The sequence below is a fragment of the Sphingomonas sp. OTU376 genome (assembly GCF_038440415.1).
Lineage (GTDB): Bacteria > Pseudomonadota > Alphaproteobacteria > Sphingomonadales > Sphingomonadaceae > Sphingomonas > Sphingomonas kyeonggiensis_A.
In genome coordinates this window covers 96,694-109,236 of the sequence record NZ_JASATQ010000001.1, presented here as the reverse complement: position 1 = coordinate 109,236, position 12,543 = coordinate 96,694, and the positions used below count along the sequence as shown (strand labels likewise).

The window sequence follows — 12,543 nt, the reverse complement described above, 5'->3', positions numbered from 1 at the left end:
TTCGAGGGAAGAGATCAGTATTTCTGCTGGCGCTCGTAGAGCGAGCGATAATGCTGGATGCGCGTGACACGCAGGCCCGGCATGCCCGAACGGTCGATCGCGCGCTGCCAGCCCGCGAATTCCTCGACGGTGAGGCCATAGCGCTCGCAAACCTCGTCGACACTGAGCAGCCCGCCATTGACGGCGGCGACCACCTCGGCCTTGCGGCGGACCACCCAGCGGGTGGTATCCGCCGGCGGCAGCGTCTCGAGGGTAAGCGGCTCGCCGAGCGGGCCGATCACTTTCGCGGGACGGATCTTCTGGTTCTCAATCATCTACTCGCCTTTCGGGGCGGGGGGCCCCCGCTACGCAAACTGAACACACCCACCGATATTCGTCGCTCTTTGAACATCGGCTAAAACGCCTCGGTAAATTCGCTCTTCATTCTTCCTGACGACGGGTTAGCGCGCGCGCCGCGAGGCGGTGGAATGCCCCGTGCGCAGGTGCGAGAAGCTGCTCGACCGGCGCGATCAGCGCCAACCGGGCCTGCGCGCGTGCCGTGGGACTCGCCGCCTGGCGCGCCGCCACGCCGACCAGCAGTACCGCCAGTTCGGTCGGCATGGCGGTGATCGCCACGTCGCGTTCCAGTCTGGCAAAACTCAGGTCCACGCGCTCTTCTACCCATCCGACAAGTTGAACTCGGATTTGGGCTTTCTACCCAAAAGTCTTGAAGGGTCCGTAAAGCAGGTGAAAACGAGCGCTTAACCAGCGTTACCGGAATCCAACCGGGGTGGCGCGGGGAACTACGAGTGCCTAAATGCGCGCGATCATGATCGCAGGAGACTTCCAGCTCGAGGCGCCATTGAAGGCGCGCCGCATCGTCGTCGCCATGTCGGGCGGGGTCGATTCCTCGGTCGTGGCCGGGCTTGCCGCGGCCACCGGCGCCGAGACGATCGGCGTGACGCTGCAGCTCTATGATCATGGCGAAGCGGTTGGCCGCGCCGGCTCGTGCTGTGCCGGTCGCGACATCCGTGATGCCCGCGCGGTCTGCGACAAGCTCGGCATCGCGCACTATGTCTTCGACCATGCGTCGAGCTTCAAAAGCGAAGTGATCGACGATTTCGCCGACGAATATCTCGCCGGGCGCACGCCGATTCCCTGTGTGAAGTGCAACATGGGGCCGAAATTCACCGATCTGTTCGCACTCGCCCGCGACCTGGGTGCCGATTGCCTGGCGACCGGCCATTATGTCCAGCGGGTGATGGGGGCAGAAGGCGCCGAGTTGCACCGTGCGTACGACCCGGCGCGCGACCAGAGCTATTTCCTGTTCGCGACCACCGCGGCCCAGCTCGATTTCCTGCGCTTTCCGCTGGGCGGCATGCCCAAGCCGCAGGTGCGCGAACTCGCGGCGCAGCTCGGGCTGGCCGTGGCGGGCAAGCCCGACAGCCAGGACATCTGCTTCGTGCCCGACGGCGACTATGCCACGCTGGTCAAGAAGCTGCGGCCCGAGGCGGAGACCCAGGGCGAGATCGTCGACGAATCGGGCAAGCTGCTCGGCCGCCACAAGGGGCTGATCCACTTCACCGTCGGCCAGCGCCGCGGGCTCGAGATCGGCGGCGCGCCCGAGCCCTATTATGTGCTGCGGCTCGATCCGGTCACCAGGCAGGTGATCGTCGGTCCCAAGCGGGCGCTGGCGGTGCGCGCGGCGCGGATCGAGGGGATCAACTGGCTGGGCGGCTCTTATGCGGGCCCGATGACCGCCAAGGTGCGCAGCCTCGCCAAGCCGGTACCCGCACGGCTCGAGGATGGCCGCGTGGTGTTCGAGACGCCGGAATATGGCGTCGCCCCGGGCCAGGCCGCGGTGCTCTATGCCGGCGAGCGCGTGCTCGGTGGCGGCTGGATCGCCGAGACCGAGCGGGCGGAGCTGGTGCCCGCCTGACAGGCGGTTGCCGGACCCGTGCCGATGTGTATTATGCAAATAACACACATCGGAGACCCGCATGTTCCTCGCCGCCGCGCTTTCGCTAACCTTGCTGCAGTCCGCGTCTGATCCGGCGCTCCTCGCCGAAGTGAAGGCGGCGGATGCGGCGCTGTTCGAGACCTTCTTCGAGCGCTGCGATCCGGCGCGGCTTGCCTCGCAGGTCACGCCTGATTTCGAGATGTACCACGACAAGGACGGGGTGGTGGCGACCAGCGGGGACGCTTTCGTCGCGCTCTATGCAAAGGGGTGCGAGGCGAAGAAGGCGACCGATGCCTGGCGCAGTCGCCGCGCGCTGCTGCCCGAGACGCTACGGGTCGATCCGGTGCCCGGCTATGGCGCGATCGAGGAAGGCGACCATGTCTTCTACGAGCGCCAGGGCGACGGGCCGGAGAAGCTGGTCGGCAAGGCGCATTTCGTCCAGCTGTGGAAGAAGGGGCCGGACGGCTGGCGCGTGGCGCGAATCCTCAGCTACGCGCACCAGGCAGTGCGATAGACTGGTTTCAGCTGCTTCGGCGGCCGTGCTCCGCATTGGCATCGGCGCCCCCACGCCCTATCTCCCGGCCTCGAATTGAGCGGGAAGGATTAGCGCGTGGCCGAATACGATTATGATCTCTTCGTGATCGGTGCAGGTTCAGGCGGCGTCCGCGCCTCGCGCGTCTCGGCTGCCTATGGCGCCAGGGTCGCGGTGGCCGAGGAATATCGCATCGGCGGCACCTGCGTGATCCGCGGCTGCGTGCCCAAGAAGCTGCTCGTCTACGGCGCGCATTTCGCCGAGGACCTGAAGGACGCCCGCCGCTTCGGCTGGAACGTGCCCGAATGCGATTTCGACTGGGCGGTGCTGCGCGACAATGTGCTGGCCGATGTCGATCGCCTCAACGGCCTCTACACGCAGACGCTGCACAACAACCAGGTCGAGACCTTTCTCGAGCGCGCCACCGTCACCGGCCCGCACGAAGTGACGCTGGCGAGCGGGCGCAAGGTCACCGCCAAGTACATCCTCGTCGCCACCGGCGCGCATCCGCATGTGCCGGAATTCCCGGGCAGCGATCTCGGCATCACCTCGAACGAGGTCTTCCACCTCGACACGCTGCCCAAGCGCGTGCTGATCGCCGGCGGCGGCTATATCGCCAACGAGTTCGCCGGCATCTTCAACGAGTTCGGCAGCCATGTGACCCTGGTCAACCGCACCGATGTCATCCTGCGCGGCTATGACCATTCGATGCGCGACCGGCTGCTCCAGATCTCGTTGATGAAGGGCATCGATTTCCGCTTCCATTGCGAGTTCAAGTCGATCGAGAAGCTGGAGAGCGGCGCGCTCAAGGTGACACTCAGCAAGCACGAGCCGATCGAAGTCGATTGCGTGATCTTCGCCACCGGCCGGGTGCCCAATACGACGGGGCTTGGTCTTGAGGATGTCGGCGTGCAGCTCGACGCCAAGGGCGCGGTGCAGGTCGATGCCGACAACATGTCGTCGGTCGATTCGATCTATGCGGTGGGCGACGTGACCAACCGGGTGCAGCTCACGCCGATCGCGATCCGCGAGGGGCAGGCCTTCGCCGACACGATCTTCGGCGGCAAGCCGCACCAGGTCGATTATTCCTGCATCCCGAGCGCCGTGTTCAGCCACCCGCCGATGGCCGGCGTCGGCATGACCGAGAGCGAGGCGCGCAACAAGCTCGGCTCGATCGCGGTCTATCAGAGCGATTTCCGCGCGATGAAGAATGTCCTCGCCGATCGCAACGAGCGCTCTCTCTACAAGATGATCTGCGACGGCACGACCGGCCGGGTCGTCGGCCTCCACATGATCGGGCCGGACGCGCCGGAGATTCTCCAGGCGGCGGCGGTGGCGGTGAAGGCGGGCCTGACCAAGGACGCCTTCGACCAGACCGTGGCGCTGCACCCGACCATGTCGGAAGAGCTTGTGCTGATGAAGTGATCGGGAAGTTCATGCCGAAGGCGTGAACCGGAGGCTGCGGGGCAGGCTCCGCCGATCACTTCCCCGGAGGAAGGGGGCGGCCGGGCGATCCCTCGACGGTACTCTTGGCAAACCGCCCGGCCGCCAACCGCGCCAGCGTCGGCCCCAGCGCCAGCACCGCGAGGAACCGCAGCGCCTGCATCGCCATCACGAAGGGCTGGTCCACCGGCACCGAGGTCGCGATGATCGCCACCGAATCGAGCCCGCCCGGGCTCACCGCCAGATAGGCGCTCACCGGGTCGATGCCGGTCAGCCTGGACAGCAGCAGCGAGAGCGCGGCGGAGAAGCCGATCAGCGTGAAAGTGGCGAGCAGCACGCGCGGCAATGCCCGGCCGGCAACCGTGAGCGTCTCGCGGGTAAAGGCCAGGCCGATCCGCCAGCCGACCAGCGCATAGCTTACCGCCAGCACCGGCTCGGGCAGGGTCATCCGCAACATGCCGAGCGCGTGCAGCGTGATCCCCGCCGCCATCGGCACCAGCAGCGCGCCGGCCGGGATGCGCAGCTTCAGGCCGACGAACGCGCCGATCCCTGCAACGGACAAGGTCGCCAGCGAGGGGATCAGCGGTGCGGGGGCCAGCATCGTCACCAGCCAGTCGCCGCCATGATGCGCGCCGAGCGCCGCCGCGAGGATCGAGGCCACCGCCGCGACCGAGACCACACGGGTATAGGTCATGAACGCCACCAGCCGCGCGTCCGCGCCGAAGGCATCGGCCATCACCACCATGGCCGAGGCGGCGCCCGGCATCGATCCCCAGATCGCGGTGCTGCCGGGCAGCACCTGCCAGCGGCTGAGCAGATAGCCGAGCAGGCTGCTCGCGCCGAGCGTAACCGCGGTAACCCCCAGGAACAGTGGCCACTCTGCCATCACCCGCGAAAAGGCGCCGACATCGAGCGTGCCGGCGATCAGGCAGCCGATCACGGCCTGGGCACAGACGAACAGCGGCCTGGGCAGGCTCAGCCGGGCGCCGCGCGCGGAAAAGGCGATCGCCGCCAGCATCGGCCCGAGCAGCAGCCCCGCCGAAAGCCCGATCCATTCCAGGATCGCCGTGCCCACTGCCGAAGCCGCGAGCAGGCCGAGCCATGCCCCCGCCTGGCGCCCGCTCAACTGTCGTGGGCGAGGATCGCGTCAGCCTCGTCCAGCGGCACCTTGCCGGCGCGGCGCGACAGCCAGGTCGTCGCGGCGATGTCCCAGGTGACGTTGCCGACGGTGCGCATGATGTCGGGCAGCGTCTCGACCGCGACGAGCAGGCCGAGCGGGCTCACCGGCGCGCCGATCGTTGCCGCCACTGGCGCGATCGCGCTGACATAGCTGACCGTGCCGGGCAGGCTGACCGAGCCGAGCGAAGTGAGGGTGGCGACGACCACGCCCACCGCCAGCGTGGCGGGGCTGAGCGGCACGCCGAACCATTCGGCGACATAGATGGCCACCGCGAAGTTCATCGCCGGGCCGGTCGCGCGGAAAATCGCCACGGCGAGCGGCAGCGTCACGCCCGATACGGCCACCGGCACGCCGAGCTTGCCCGAGCCCTCGATCATCACCGGCAGGGTCGCCAGCGAGCTCTGGGTGCTCAGCGCCACCGCCTGGCTGGGCAGCGCGGCGCGGGTATAGGCGCCCAGGCGCACCCGTCCGCCGAACACTGCGACCGGATAGGCGAAGATCGTAACCGCCAGGCCGACGCCCGCGACGATCAGGATGTAATGGATCAGCGCGCCGAACGCGCCGGTGCCGGCCTTGGCGCCGACAACCAGCGCCAGCGCGAACACGCCTACGGGTCCGACCCACAGCACCCAGTCGATCACCACCAGCATCACGTCGCGGAGTGCCTTGAAGAAGTCGGTGAGCAGCTTCTGCGCCTCGCCGCCCACCCGGGTCATCGCGAAGGCGAAGATCAGCGAGAAGATGATCAGCGACAGGAACGCGTTCTCGGCCGCGGCCTTGACGATGTTGGCCGGGATGATCGCCGCCAGGAAATCGCCGATCGGCGGCACCGGGCCGATCTTCTCGGCGCCGGCCAGCGCGCCGCGCAACGCGGTGGCGGATTCGTGCGGCAGCGGGGCGAAATGGAGGAACAGCGGGGTCAGGATCGCGGCGGCGGTCGCCGACAGCGCCAGCACGATGACGTATAGCGCGATGGCGCGGGCAGCCAGCCGCCCGGCCTGGGCGGCCTCGGCGGTGGCGGCGACGCCGGTGATCAGCAGCGCCACGACCAGCGGCACGATCGTCATCTGCAGGCCGTTGAGCCAGGCCTGGCCGATCGGCTGGGCCCAGTCGGCCGCGATCGTCGCACCGGACGGCGCGTACGCGGCGAGCAGCGCGCCGACGACCAGTCCGGCAATAAGCGACAATAGAATACGAGTTGGTTGCGACATGCTCGCCCTTTTGGAGTTTCCGCGCTAATCCGGTGGCGGTTGAGGGCCTGCAAGGTCGCGAGAAAACGGCACATGGCAAGAAAATATTTCGGGACGGACGGAATCCGGGGGGCGACGAACCTGTCGCCGATGACCGCGGCGATGGCGATGAAGGTCGGCATGGCGGCAGGCGCGCACTTCCGGCGCGGCGATCACCGCCACCGGGTGGTGATCGGCAAGGACACGCGGCTTTCGGGCTACATGCTCGAGAACGCGCTGGTCGCCGGCTTCACGAGCGTCGGCATGGACGTGGTGCTGCTCGGGCCGATGCCGACTCCGGCGGTGGCGATGCTCACCCATTCGATGCGCGCCGACATGGGCGTGATGATCTCGGCGAGCCACAATCCCTATGCCGATAACGGTATCAAGCTGTTCGGGCCCGACGGCTTCAAGCTTTCGGACGAGGATGAGCTGGCGATCGAGGCGCTGATCGACGGCGAGGTGCCGCTCGCGGCTTCGGCCGATATCGGTCGTGCCCGGCGCGTCGAGGATGCGCGCGGCCGCTACATCCACTTCGCCAAGTCGACTTTCCCCGAGGAGCTGACGCTCGACGGGCTCAAGATCGTCGTCGATTGCGCCAATGGCGCGGCATACCAGGTCGCGCCCTCGGCGCTGTGGGAGCTCGGCGCCGAAGTGATCGCGATCGGCGTCACCCCCAACGGCAAGAACATCAATGACGGCGTCGGCTCGACCGCGCCCGACACGCTGTGCGAGACCGTGGTCGGCTCCGGCGCGCATATCGGCATCGCGCTCGACGGCGATGCGGATCGCCTCATCGTGGTCGACGAGCAGGGCAAGGTGGTCGATGGCGACCAGCTGATGGCGACGATCGCCGGCGGCTGGGCGCGGCAGGGCCGGCTTGCCGGGGGCGGCCTGGTCGCCACCGTCATGTCGAACCTCGGGCTCGAGCGGCACCTCTCGGCGCAGGGCCTCGGTCTGATCCGCACCTCGGTGGGCGATCGCTACGTCCTCGAGAAGATGCGCGCGTCGGGCTATAATGTCGGCGGCGAGCAGTCGGGGCACATCATCCTGTCCGACTATGCCACGACGGGCGATGGTCTGGTCGCAGCGCTCCAGGTGCTGGCCGAGCTGGTTCGCGCCGGCGCGCCGGCCAGCGAAGTGCTCCATCGCTTCGATCCGCTGCCCCAGCTGCTCAAGAATGTCCGCTTCAAGGGCGGCAAGCCGCTGGAGGATTCGCGCGTGAAGGACGTGATCGCCGCGGCCGAAGCGGAGCTGGACGGCAAGGGCCGCCTCGTCATCCGCGCGTCGGGCACCGAGCCGGTGATCCGGGTGATGGCCGAGGGCGACGACAAGGCGCAGGTGGAAGCGGTGGTCGACCGCATCTGCGACGTGGTGCGCGAGGCTGCCGCCTGATGCTCGAGATGCGCCCCGATTGCGAGCGCTGCGGCGCCGATCTGCCGGCGGACGAGGGCGGCGCCTTCATCTGCTCGTTCGAGTGCACCTTCTGCGCCGATTGCGCCGATGCACTCGACGAACGCTGCCCCAATTGCGGCGGCGAACTGTTGGACCGGCCGGCGCGTGTCGGTAAGGCGCTGGCGAACAATCCGGCGAGCACGGAGCGCCGGTACAAGGGTTGAAACCCAGGGGCTGAGGCATGCCGCTATTCTTCTTCCGTCATGCTGAATTTGTTTCAGCATCCAATTATCCACCAGCGGTATCGCTTGAGGCGCGTTGGACCCTGAAACAAGTTCGGGGTGACAAAGGAATAGAGGTATGACTCCCCGGATACTCATCATCGCCGGCTCGGATTCTGGCGGCGGCGCCGGAATCCAGGCGGACATCAAGACCGTCACCATGCTCGGTGGCCATGCGATGACTGCGATCACCGCGATAACCGCGCAGAACACCTTGGGCGTCACCGGCGTGCATCCGGTGCCGACCGAGATGGTGCTGGCGCAGATCGATGCCTGTGTGGCGGACATCGGCGTCGATGCGATCAAGATCGGCATGATCGGCTCGGCCCGCACCGCGCTGGCGGTGGCCGGGAAGCTTGCCGAGCTGCCCGGCATCCCGGTGGTGTTCGATCCGGTGATGATCGCCTCGAGCGGCGCCACCCTGGCGGATGACACGACCATCGCCGCGTTCGAGCGGCTGATGGACCGCGCCACCGTCGTCACCCCCAATATCCCCGAGCTGGCGGCGCTGGGCGGCGATGCCCGCGCGCTGGTCGAGGCGCATCGCTGCGCCGTGCTGGTCAAGGGCGGGCATGTCGAGGGGCCCGTGGTCACCGATCGGCTCTATTCCGCCGATCCCGAGGATCCGCCCGAGATCGAGTGGAGCAATCCGCGCATCGACAGCGACAACACCCATGGCACCGGCTGTACCCTGTCCTCCGCCATCGCCTGCGGGCTCGCGGTCGAATGGGACCTGCCCGAGGCGATCCGCCGCGCCCGCCGCTTCGTCCGCATCGCGATGCGCGAGGCGCCCGGGCTCGGCCGCGGCCATGGCCCGATGGGGCAGCAGGCGGTGCGGCTCGACCTCAACATGAGCTTCTTCGAGCCGATGCTGAACCAGGTGACCGTGCCCGCCGCCGATCTTGCGGCGAGCGAGCGCTTCTACCGGCTGCTCGGCCTGCGCCAGGTCGTCCGCGCGAGCCCGCGCTATGCCCGGTTCGAGACCGAGGGCGGCGCCACCTTCAGCATCGCCACCGATCCCGGCTACACCGCCCCGGTCGTCTATTTCGAATGCGGCGACCTCGACGTCACCGTCGCCTATCTCCAGCAGCAGGGAATCGTCTTCGAGCAGGATCCCAAGGACGAGAATTGGGGCTGGCGCGAAGCCCGGCTGCGCGATCCGGCCGGCAATTCGGTTCGTCTCTACCAGGCTGGCGAGATGCGCCGCTATCCGCCATGGCGGGTGGGCGATGCCTGATCTCAAGTTCGAACGGAAATATGGAAAGCTGCACGGCGGCCCGGTCGCCGGGGTGGACGAGGCCGGCCGCGGCCCGCTCGCCGGCCCGGTGGTCGCCGCCGCGGTCATCCTCGATCCCAAGTGCATTCCCGAGGGCGTCGACGATTCCAAGGCGCTGACCGCGCTCAAGCGCGAGCGGCTCTGCGCCGAGATTCTCGCCTGCGCCCAGGTCGGCCTCGGCATCGCCACGGTCGAGGAGATCGACAGCCTCAACATCTTCTGGGCGACGATGCTGGCGATGACCCGCGCGGTCGAGGCGCTCGGCCCGGCGCCCGCCTTCGTGCTGGTCGACGGCAATCGCTGCCCGGACTGGACGCACCGGAGCCATGCCCTGGTCGGCGGCGACGCGCTCTGCCTGTCGATCGCCGCCGCCTCGATCGTCGCCAAGCATCGCCGCGACACGATGATGATAGAGCTCGACGCGCTCCACCCCGGCTATGGCTGGGCGAGCAACAAGGGCTATGGCGCGAAGGTCCACCAGGAAGCGCTGCGCATCCTCGGCCCGACGCCGCACCACCGCAGGAGCTTCGCGCCGGTCGCCCAGGCGCATTTCGACTTCGGGATCCCGGCCGCCGAATGATTCGGCGATCTCCAGCCCGCTATGCCTTGGGGCGGCGCTGGCCGAATCATTGATTCGGGCGATCCCGGTCCTTCCGCCGCGCCGTCATCCGCTTCCGGTTCCGGCGAGCGCACGACGGGCGAAATGAGTCTTTTTCGCCACACCCCATATCTTGTGCCTGTGGATAACTTTGCGACTCAGCATGTGGATAAGTTCGTGGAGCGTTCTACAAGTTAACGGAATCGCAGGTTTTTTCGTTAACCAATCAGCGCTTGACGCGAGGCCATTCGCCGACAGAAACCGCCTCTCCAACAAGGGGAAAGAGGTTAATGGGGGTTCTCGAAAAGGGCAGACTCAAGCCGGCAACGGTGCGTTCATGGGTCGATGTGTTGCCCTACGATACGATCCTGCAGCAGGACTGCATCGAGGCGATGCGCGCTTTGCCCGCAAAGTCGGTCGACTGCATCTTCGCCGATCCGCCCTATAATCTGCAGCTCGGTGGCGACCTGAACCGTCCGGACGGCAGCGCCGTCGACGCGGTCACCGACGAATGGGACAAGTTCGACAGCCTGGCCGCCTATGACGCGTTCACCCGCGAATGGCTGGCCGAGGCACGCCGCATCCTGAAGGACGACGGCACGATCTGGGTGATCGGCAGCTATCACAACATCTTCAAGGTCGGCTCGGCGATCCAGGACCTCGGCTTCTGGATCCTCAACGACATCATCTGGCGCAAGGCCAACCCGATGCCCAATTTCAAGGGCACCCGGTTCACCAACGCGCATGAGACGCTGATCTGGGCGAGCACCGGCGAGAAGGCGAAATACACCTTCAACTATCGCTCGATGAAGACGCTCAACGACGAGATCCAGATGCGCTCGGATTGGGAATTCCCGATCTGCGGCGGCCAGGAGCGTCTCAAGAAGGGCGGCACCAAGGTCCACCCGACCCAGAAGCCCGAAGCATTGCTCTATCGGATCATGCTCGCCAGCACCAAGCCGGGCGACGTCGTGCTCGATCCCTTCTTCGGCACCGGCACCACCGGCGCGGTCGCCAAGCGGCTTGGCCGCCGCTGGATCGGCATCGAGCGCGAGACCGCCTATGTCGAAGCCGCCAGGGAGCGCATCGAAGCGGCGCTGCCGCTCGACGAATCGGCGCTCAAGACGATGCAGGCGCCCAAGAGCCAGCCGCGCGTCGCCTTCGGCCAGCTGGTCGAGAACGGCTTCCTGAAGCCCGGTACCGTGCTGACCGACGGCAAGCGCCGCTGGAAGGCCGTGGTCGGCGCGGACGGTTCGCTCAGCTGCGACGGCCAGGCCGGCTCGATCCACAAGCTTGGCGCGACGCTGCAGAACGCGCCGTCGTGCAATGGCTGGACCTTCTGGAACTATGAAGCCGCCGACGGCCTCAAGCCGATCGACGCGCTGCGCCAGAACTACCTGCTGGCGACCCAGCCGTAAGCCTCTCTAGCCCCTGCCCTTCAGGGGAGGGGTTGGGGTGGGGCTGTCCGTGGGCTTTGGTCTCGGTGAGACACTGCCCCACCCCCGTCCCCTCCCCTGAAGGGGAGGGGCTCAAGAAGTTTCCCCTTCCCATGCGGGATCACCTCTGGAACGGTCGCCGCATGACCTTCGATCTCCCCGCAACCGCGCGGCTCTATCTCCGCCCCGTCCAGCTCGCCGATTCGCCGGTCAGCCGCGACGGCGAAGTCGTCCGCCTCGCCGGCGGGCTCAGCTGGTGCTCGGCCTTCGAGCTGATCGCGCGGGAAGGCGGCAAGCGCGTGTTCCAGCGTACGATCGCGGTCGCCGATCTGCCGGACGATCCCCGCGTCGCCGCGATCCTCCAGCGCATCACCGCCCCGCGCGCGTCGCTGAAGCTTGGCGAGCGCGTCGTCCGGCTCGACCAGCCCCAGGTGATGGCGATCCTCAACCGCACGCCCGACAGCTTCTCCGATTCGCGCGCGCTCAGCGAGGATGTCGATGCGGCCGCCGGCGTGGGCGTCGACATGGCCGCGGCGGGCGCCGCGATCCTCGACATCGGCGGCGAATCGACCCGGCCCGGCGCCGCCGAGGTGTGGGAGGGCGAGGAGATCGAGCGCGTCGTTCCCGTGATCCGCAAGCTCGCCGCCGGTGGTGCCGCGATCTCCGTCGATACCCGCCGCGCCGCGGTGATGGCGGCGGCGCTTCAGGCCGGGGCGCATATCGTCAACGATGTCGCGGCGCTGCTCTACGATCCCCAGGCGCTGGAAGTGGTCGTGAATGCCGGTTGCCCGGTCGTGCTGATGCATTCGCCCGAGCCGGAAAAGGGCCCGCACGGCGGCGATGGCTATGGGGACGTGCTGCTCGACGTCTATGACTGGCTGGAGAAGCGGGTCGAGGACGTGGCCGCGGCCGGTGTCGATCGGGCGAAGATCCTGGTCGATCCGGGCATCGGCTTCGGCAAGTCGCTGCAGGACAATCTCGTGCTGATGAACGGCCTCGCGCTGTTCCACGGGATCGGCTGCGGGCTGCTGCTCGGCGCCAGCCGCAAGCGGATGATCGGCGCGCTGTCGAACGAAGCGCCGGCGGATCAGCGGCTCGGCGGCAGCCTGGCGCTTGCGCTCAAGGGTGCCGATGCCGGGGCGCAACTCATCCGTGTTCATGATGTATTCGAGACGGTTCAGGCGTTGAGGGTCTGGCGTGGCCTGCGCGATTCGGCGCTGATCGCCCGCTAGAG

At 67.6% G+C, this 12,543-nt stretch carries 13 protein-coding genes; 9 read left to right on the top strand and 4 right to left on the bottom strand.

Annotated features, from left to right (window positions below):
• Window positions 1-14 precede the first annotated feature (14 nt).
• Both sciP and AAHM44_RS00625 read right to left on the bottom strand, forming a co-directional pair.
• The gene (gene sciP / locus AAHM44_RS00630; protein WP_184163844.1) at window positions 15-314 is read right to left on the bottom strand and encodes a CtrA inhibitor SciP; all 300 of its coding nucleotides are present in this window, start codon (window positions 312-314) and stop codon (window positions 15-17) included.
• A 106-nt stretch (window positions 315-420) separates the two neighbouring features.
• Window positions 421-648: a hypothetical protein gene (locus tag AAHM44_RS00625; protein WP_269573162.1), complete on the bottom strand. Its 228-nt coding sequence runs from the start codon at window positions 646-648 to the stop codon at window positions 421-423.
• Between the two features lie 160 nt (window positions 649-808).
• Here AAHM44_RS00625 and mnmA point away from each other — a divergent pair, with 160 nt between their 5' ends.
• From mnmA to gorA, 3 genes are all read left to right on the top strand, one after another.
• Complete coding sequence (gene mnmA, locus AAHM44_RS00620) at window positions 809-1,918, top strand: tRNA 2-thiouridine(34) synthase MnmA (RefSeq protein ID WP_342248727.1); 1,110 nt, start codon at window positions 809-811, stop codon at window positions 1,916-1,918.
• A 61-nt stretch (window positions 1,919-1,979) separates the two neighbouring features.
• Entirely contained in the window at window positions 1,980-2,453 is a 474-nt protein-coding gene (locus tag AAHM44_RS00615) for a nuclear transport factor 2 family protein (protein ID WP_342248657.1), read from the top strand.
• Between the two features lie 96 nt (window positions 2,454-2,549).
• Window positions 2,550-3,896 carry a glutathione-disulfide reductase gene (gene gorA / locus AAHM44_RS00610; protein ID WP_269573159.1) on the top strand — a complete coding sequence of 449 codons (1,347 nt, stop codon included), beginning with the start codon at window positions 2,550-2,552 and terminating at the stop codon, window positions 3,894-3,896.
• A gap of 55 nt (window positions 3,897-3,951) precedes the next feature.
• Here the strand turns inward: gorA and AAHM44_RS00605 are convergent, their stop codons facing one another.
• Together AAHM44_RS00605 and AAHM44_RS00600 are read right to left on the bottom strand one after the other, a co-directional pair.
• Window positions 3,952-5,040 carry an AbrB family transcriptional regulator gene (locus tag AAHM44_RS00605; RefSeq protein ID WP_269573158.1) on the bottom strand — a complete coding sequence of 363 codons (1,089 nt, stop codon included), beginning with the start codon at window positions 5,038-5,040 and terminating at the stop codon, window positions 3,952-3,954.
• Window positions 5,037-6,305, bottom strand: a complete 1,269-nt coding sequence (locus tag AAHM44_RS00600) for a dicarboxylate/amino acid:cation symporter (RefSeq protein ID WP_184163853.1) — start codon at window positions 6,303-6,305, stop codon at window positions 5,037-5,039. Before AAHM44_RS00600 ends, AAHM44_RS00605 begins: the two co-directional genes overlap by 4 nt.
• Window positions 6,306-6,377: 72 nt before the next feature.
• On the opposite strand from AAHM44_RS00600, the gene glmM reads away from it, so the two are divergent.
• From glmM to folP, 6 genes are all read left to right on the top strand, one after another.
• Complete coding sequence (gene glmM, locus AAHM44_RS00595; protein ID WP_342248656.1) at window positions 6,378-7,718, top strand: phosphoglucosamine mutase; 1,341 nt, start codon at window positions 6,378-6,380, stop codon at window positions 7,716-7,718.
• The gene (locus tag AAHM44_RS00590; protein WP_269573156.1) at window positions 7,718-7,942 is read left to right on the top strand and encodes a DUF1272 domain-containing protein; all 225 of its coding nucleotides are present in this window, start codon (window positions 7,718-7,720) and stop codon (window positions 7,940-7,942) included. Before glmM ends, AAHM44_RS00590 begins: the two co-directional genes overlap by 1 nt.
• Before the next feature lie 136 nt (window positions 7,943-8,078).
• Window positions 8,079-9,236: a bifunctional hydroxymethylpyrimidine kinase/phosphomethylpyrimidine kinase gene (thiD, locus tag AAHM44_RS00585; RefSeq protein ID WP_342248655.1), complete on the top strand. Its 1,158-nt coding sequence runs from the start codon at window positions 8,079-8,081 to the stop codon at window positions 9,234-9,236.
• Window positions 9,229-9,855, top strand: coding sequence for a ribonuclease HII (locus tag AAHM44_RS00580; RefSeq protein WP_342248654.1), 627 nt, complete (start codon window positions 9,229-9,231; stop codon window positions 9,853-9,855). Before thiD ends, AAHM44_RS00580 begins: the two co-directional genes overlap by 8 nt.
• Window positions 9,856-10,163: 308 nt before the next feature.
• Window positions 10,164-11,291 (top strand): site-specific DNA-methyltransferase, encoded by a 1,128-nt coding sequence (locus AAHM44_RS00575; protein WP_269573154.1) that lies wholly within the window; start codon window positions 10,164-10,166, stop codon window positions 11,289-11,291.
• A 161-nt stretch (window positions 11,292-11,452) separates the two neighbouring features.
• Window positions 11,453-12,541 carry a dihydropteroate synthase gene (folP, locus tag AAHM44_RS00570; protein ID WP_342248653.1) on the top strand — a complete coding sequence of 363 codons (1,089 nt, stop codon included), beginning with the start codon at window positions 11,453-11,455 and terminating at the stop codon, window positions 12,539-12,541.
• Window positions 12,542-12,543: the final 2 nt, after the last annotated feature.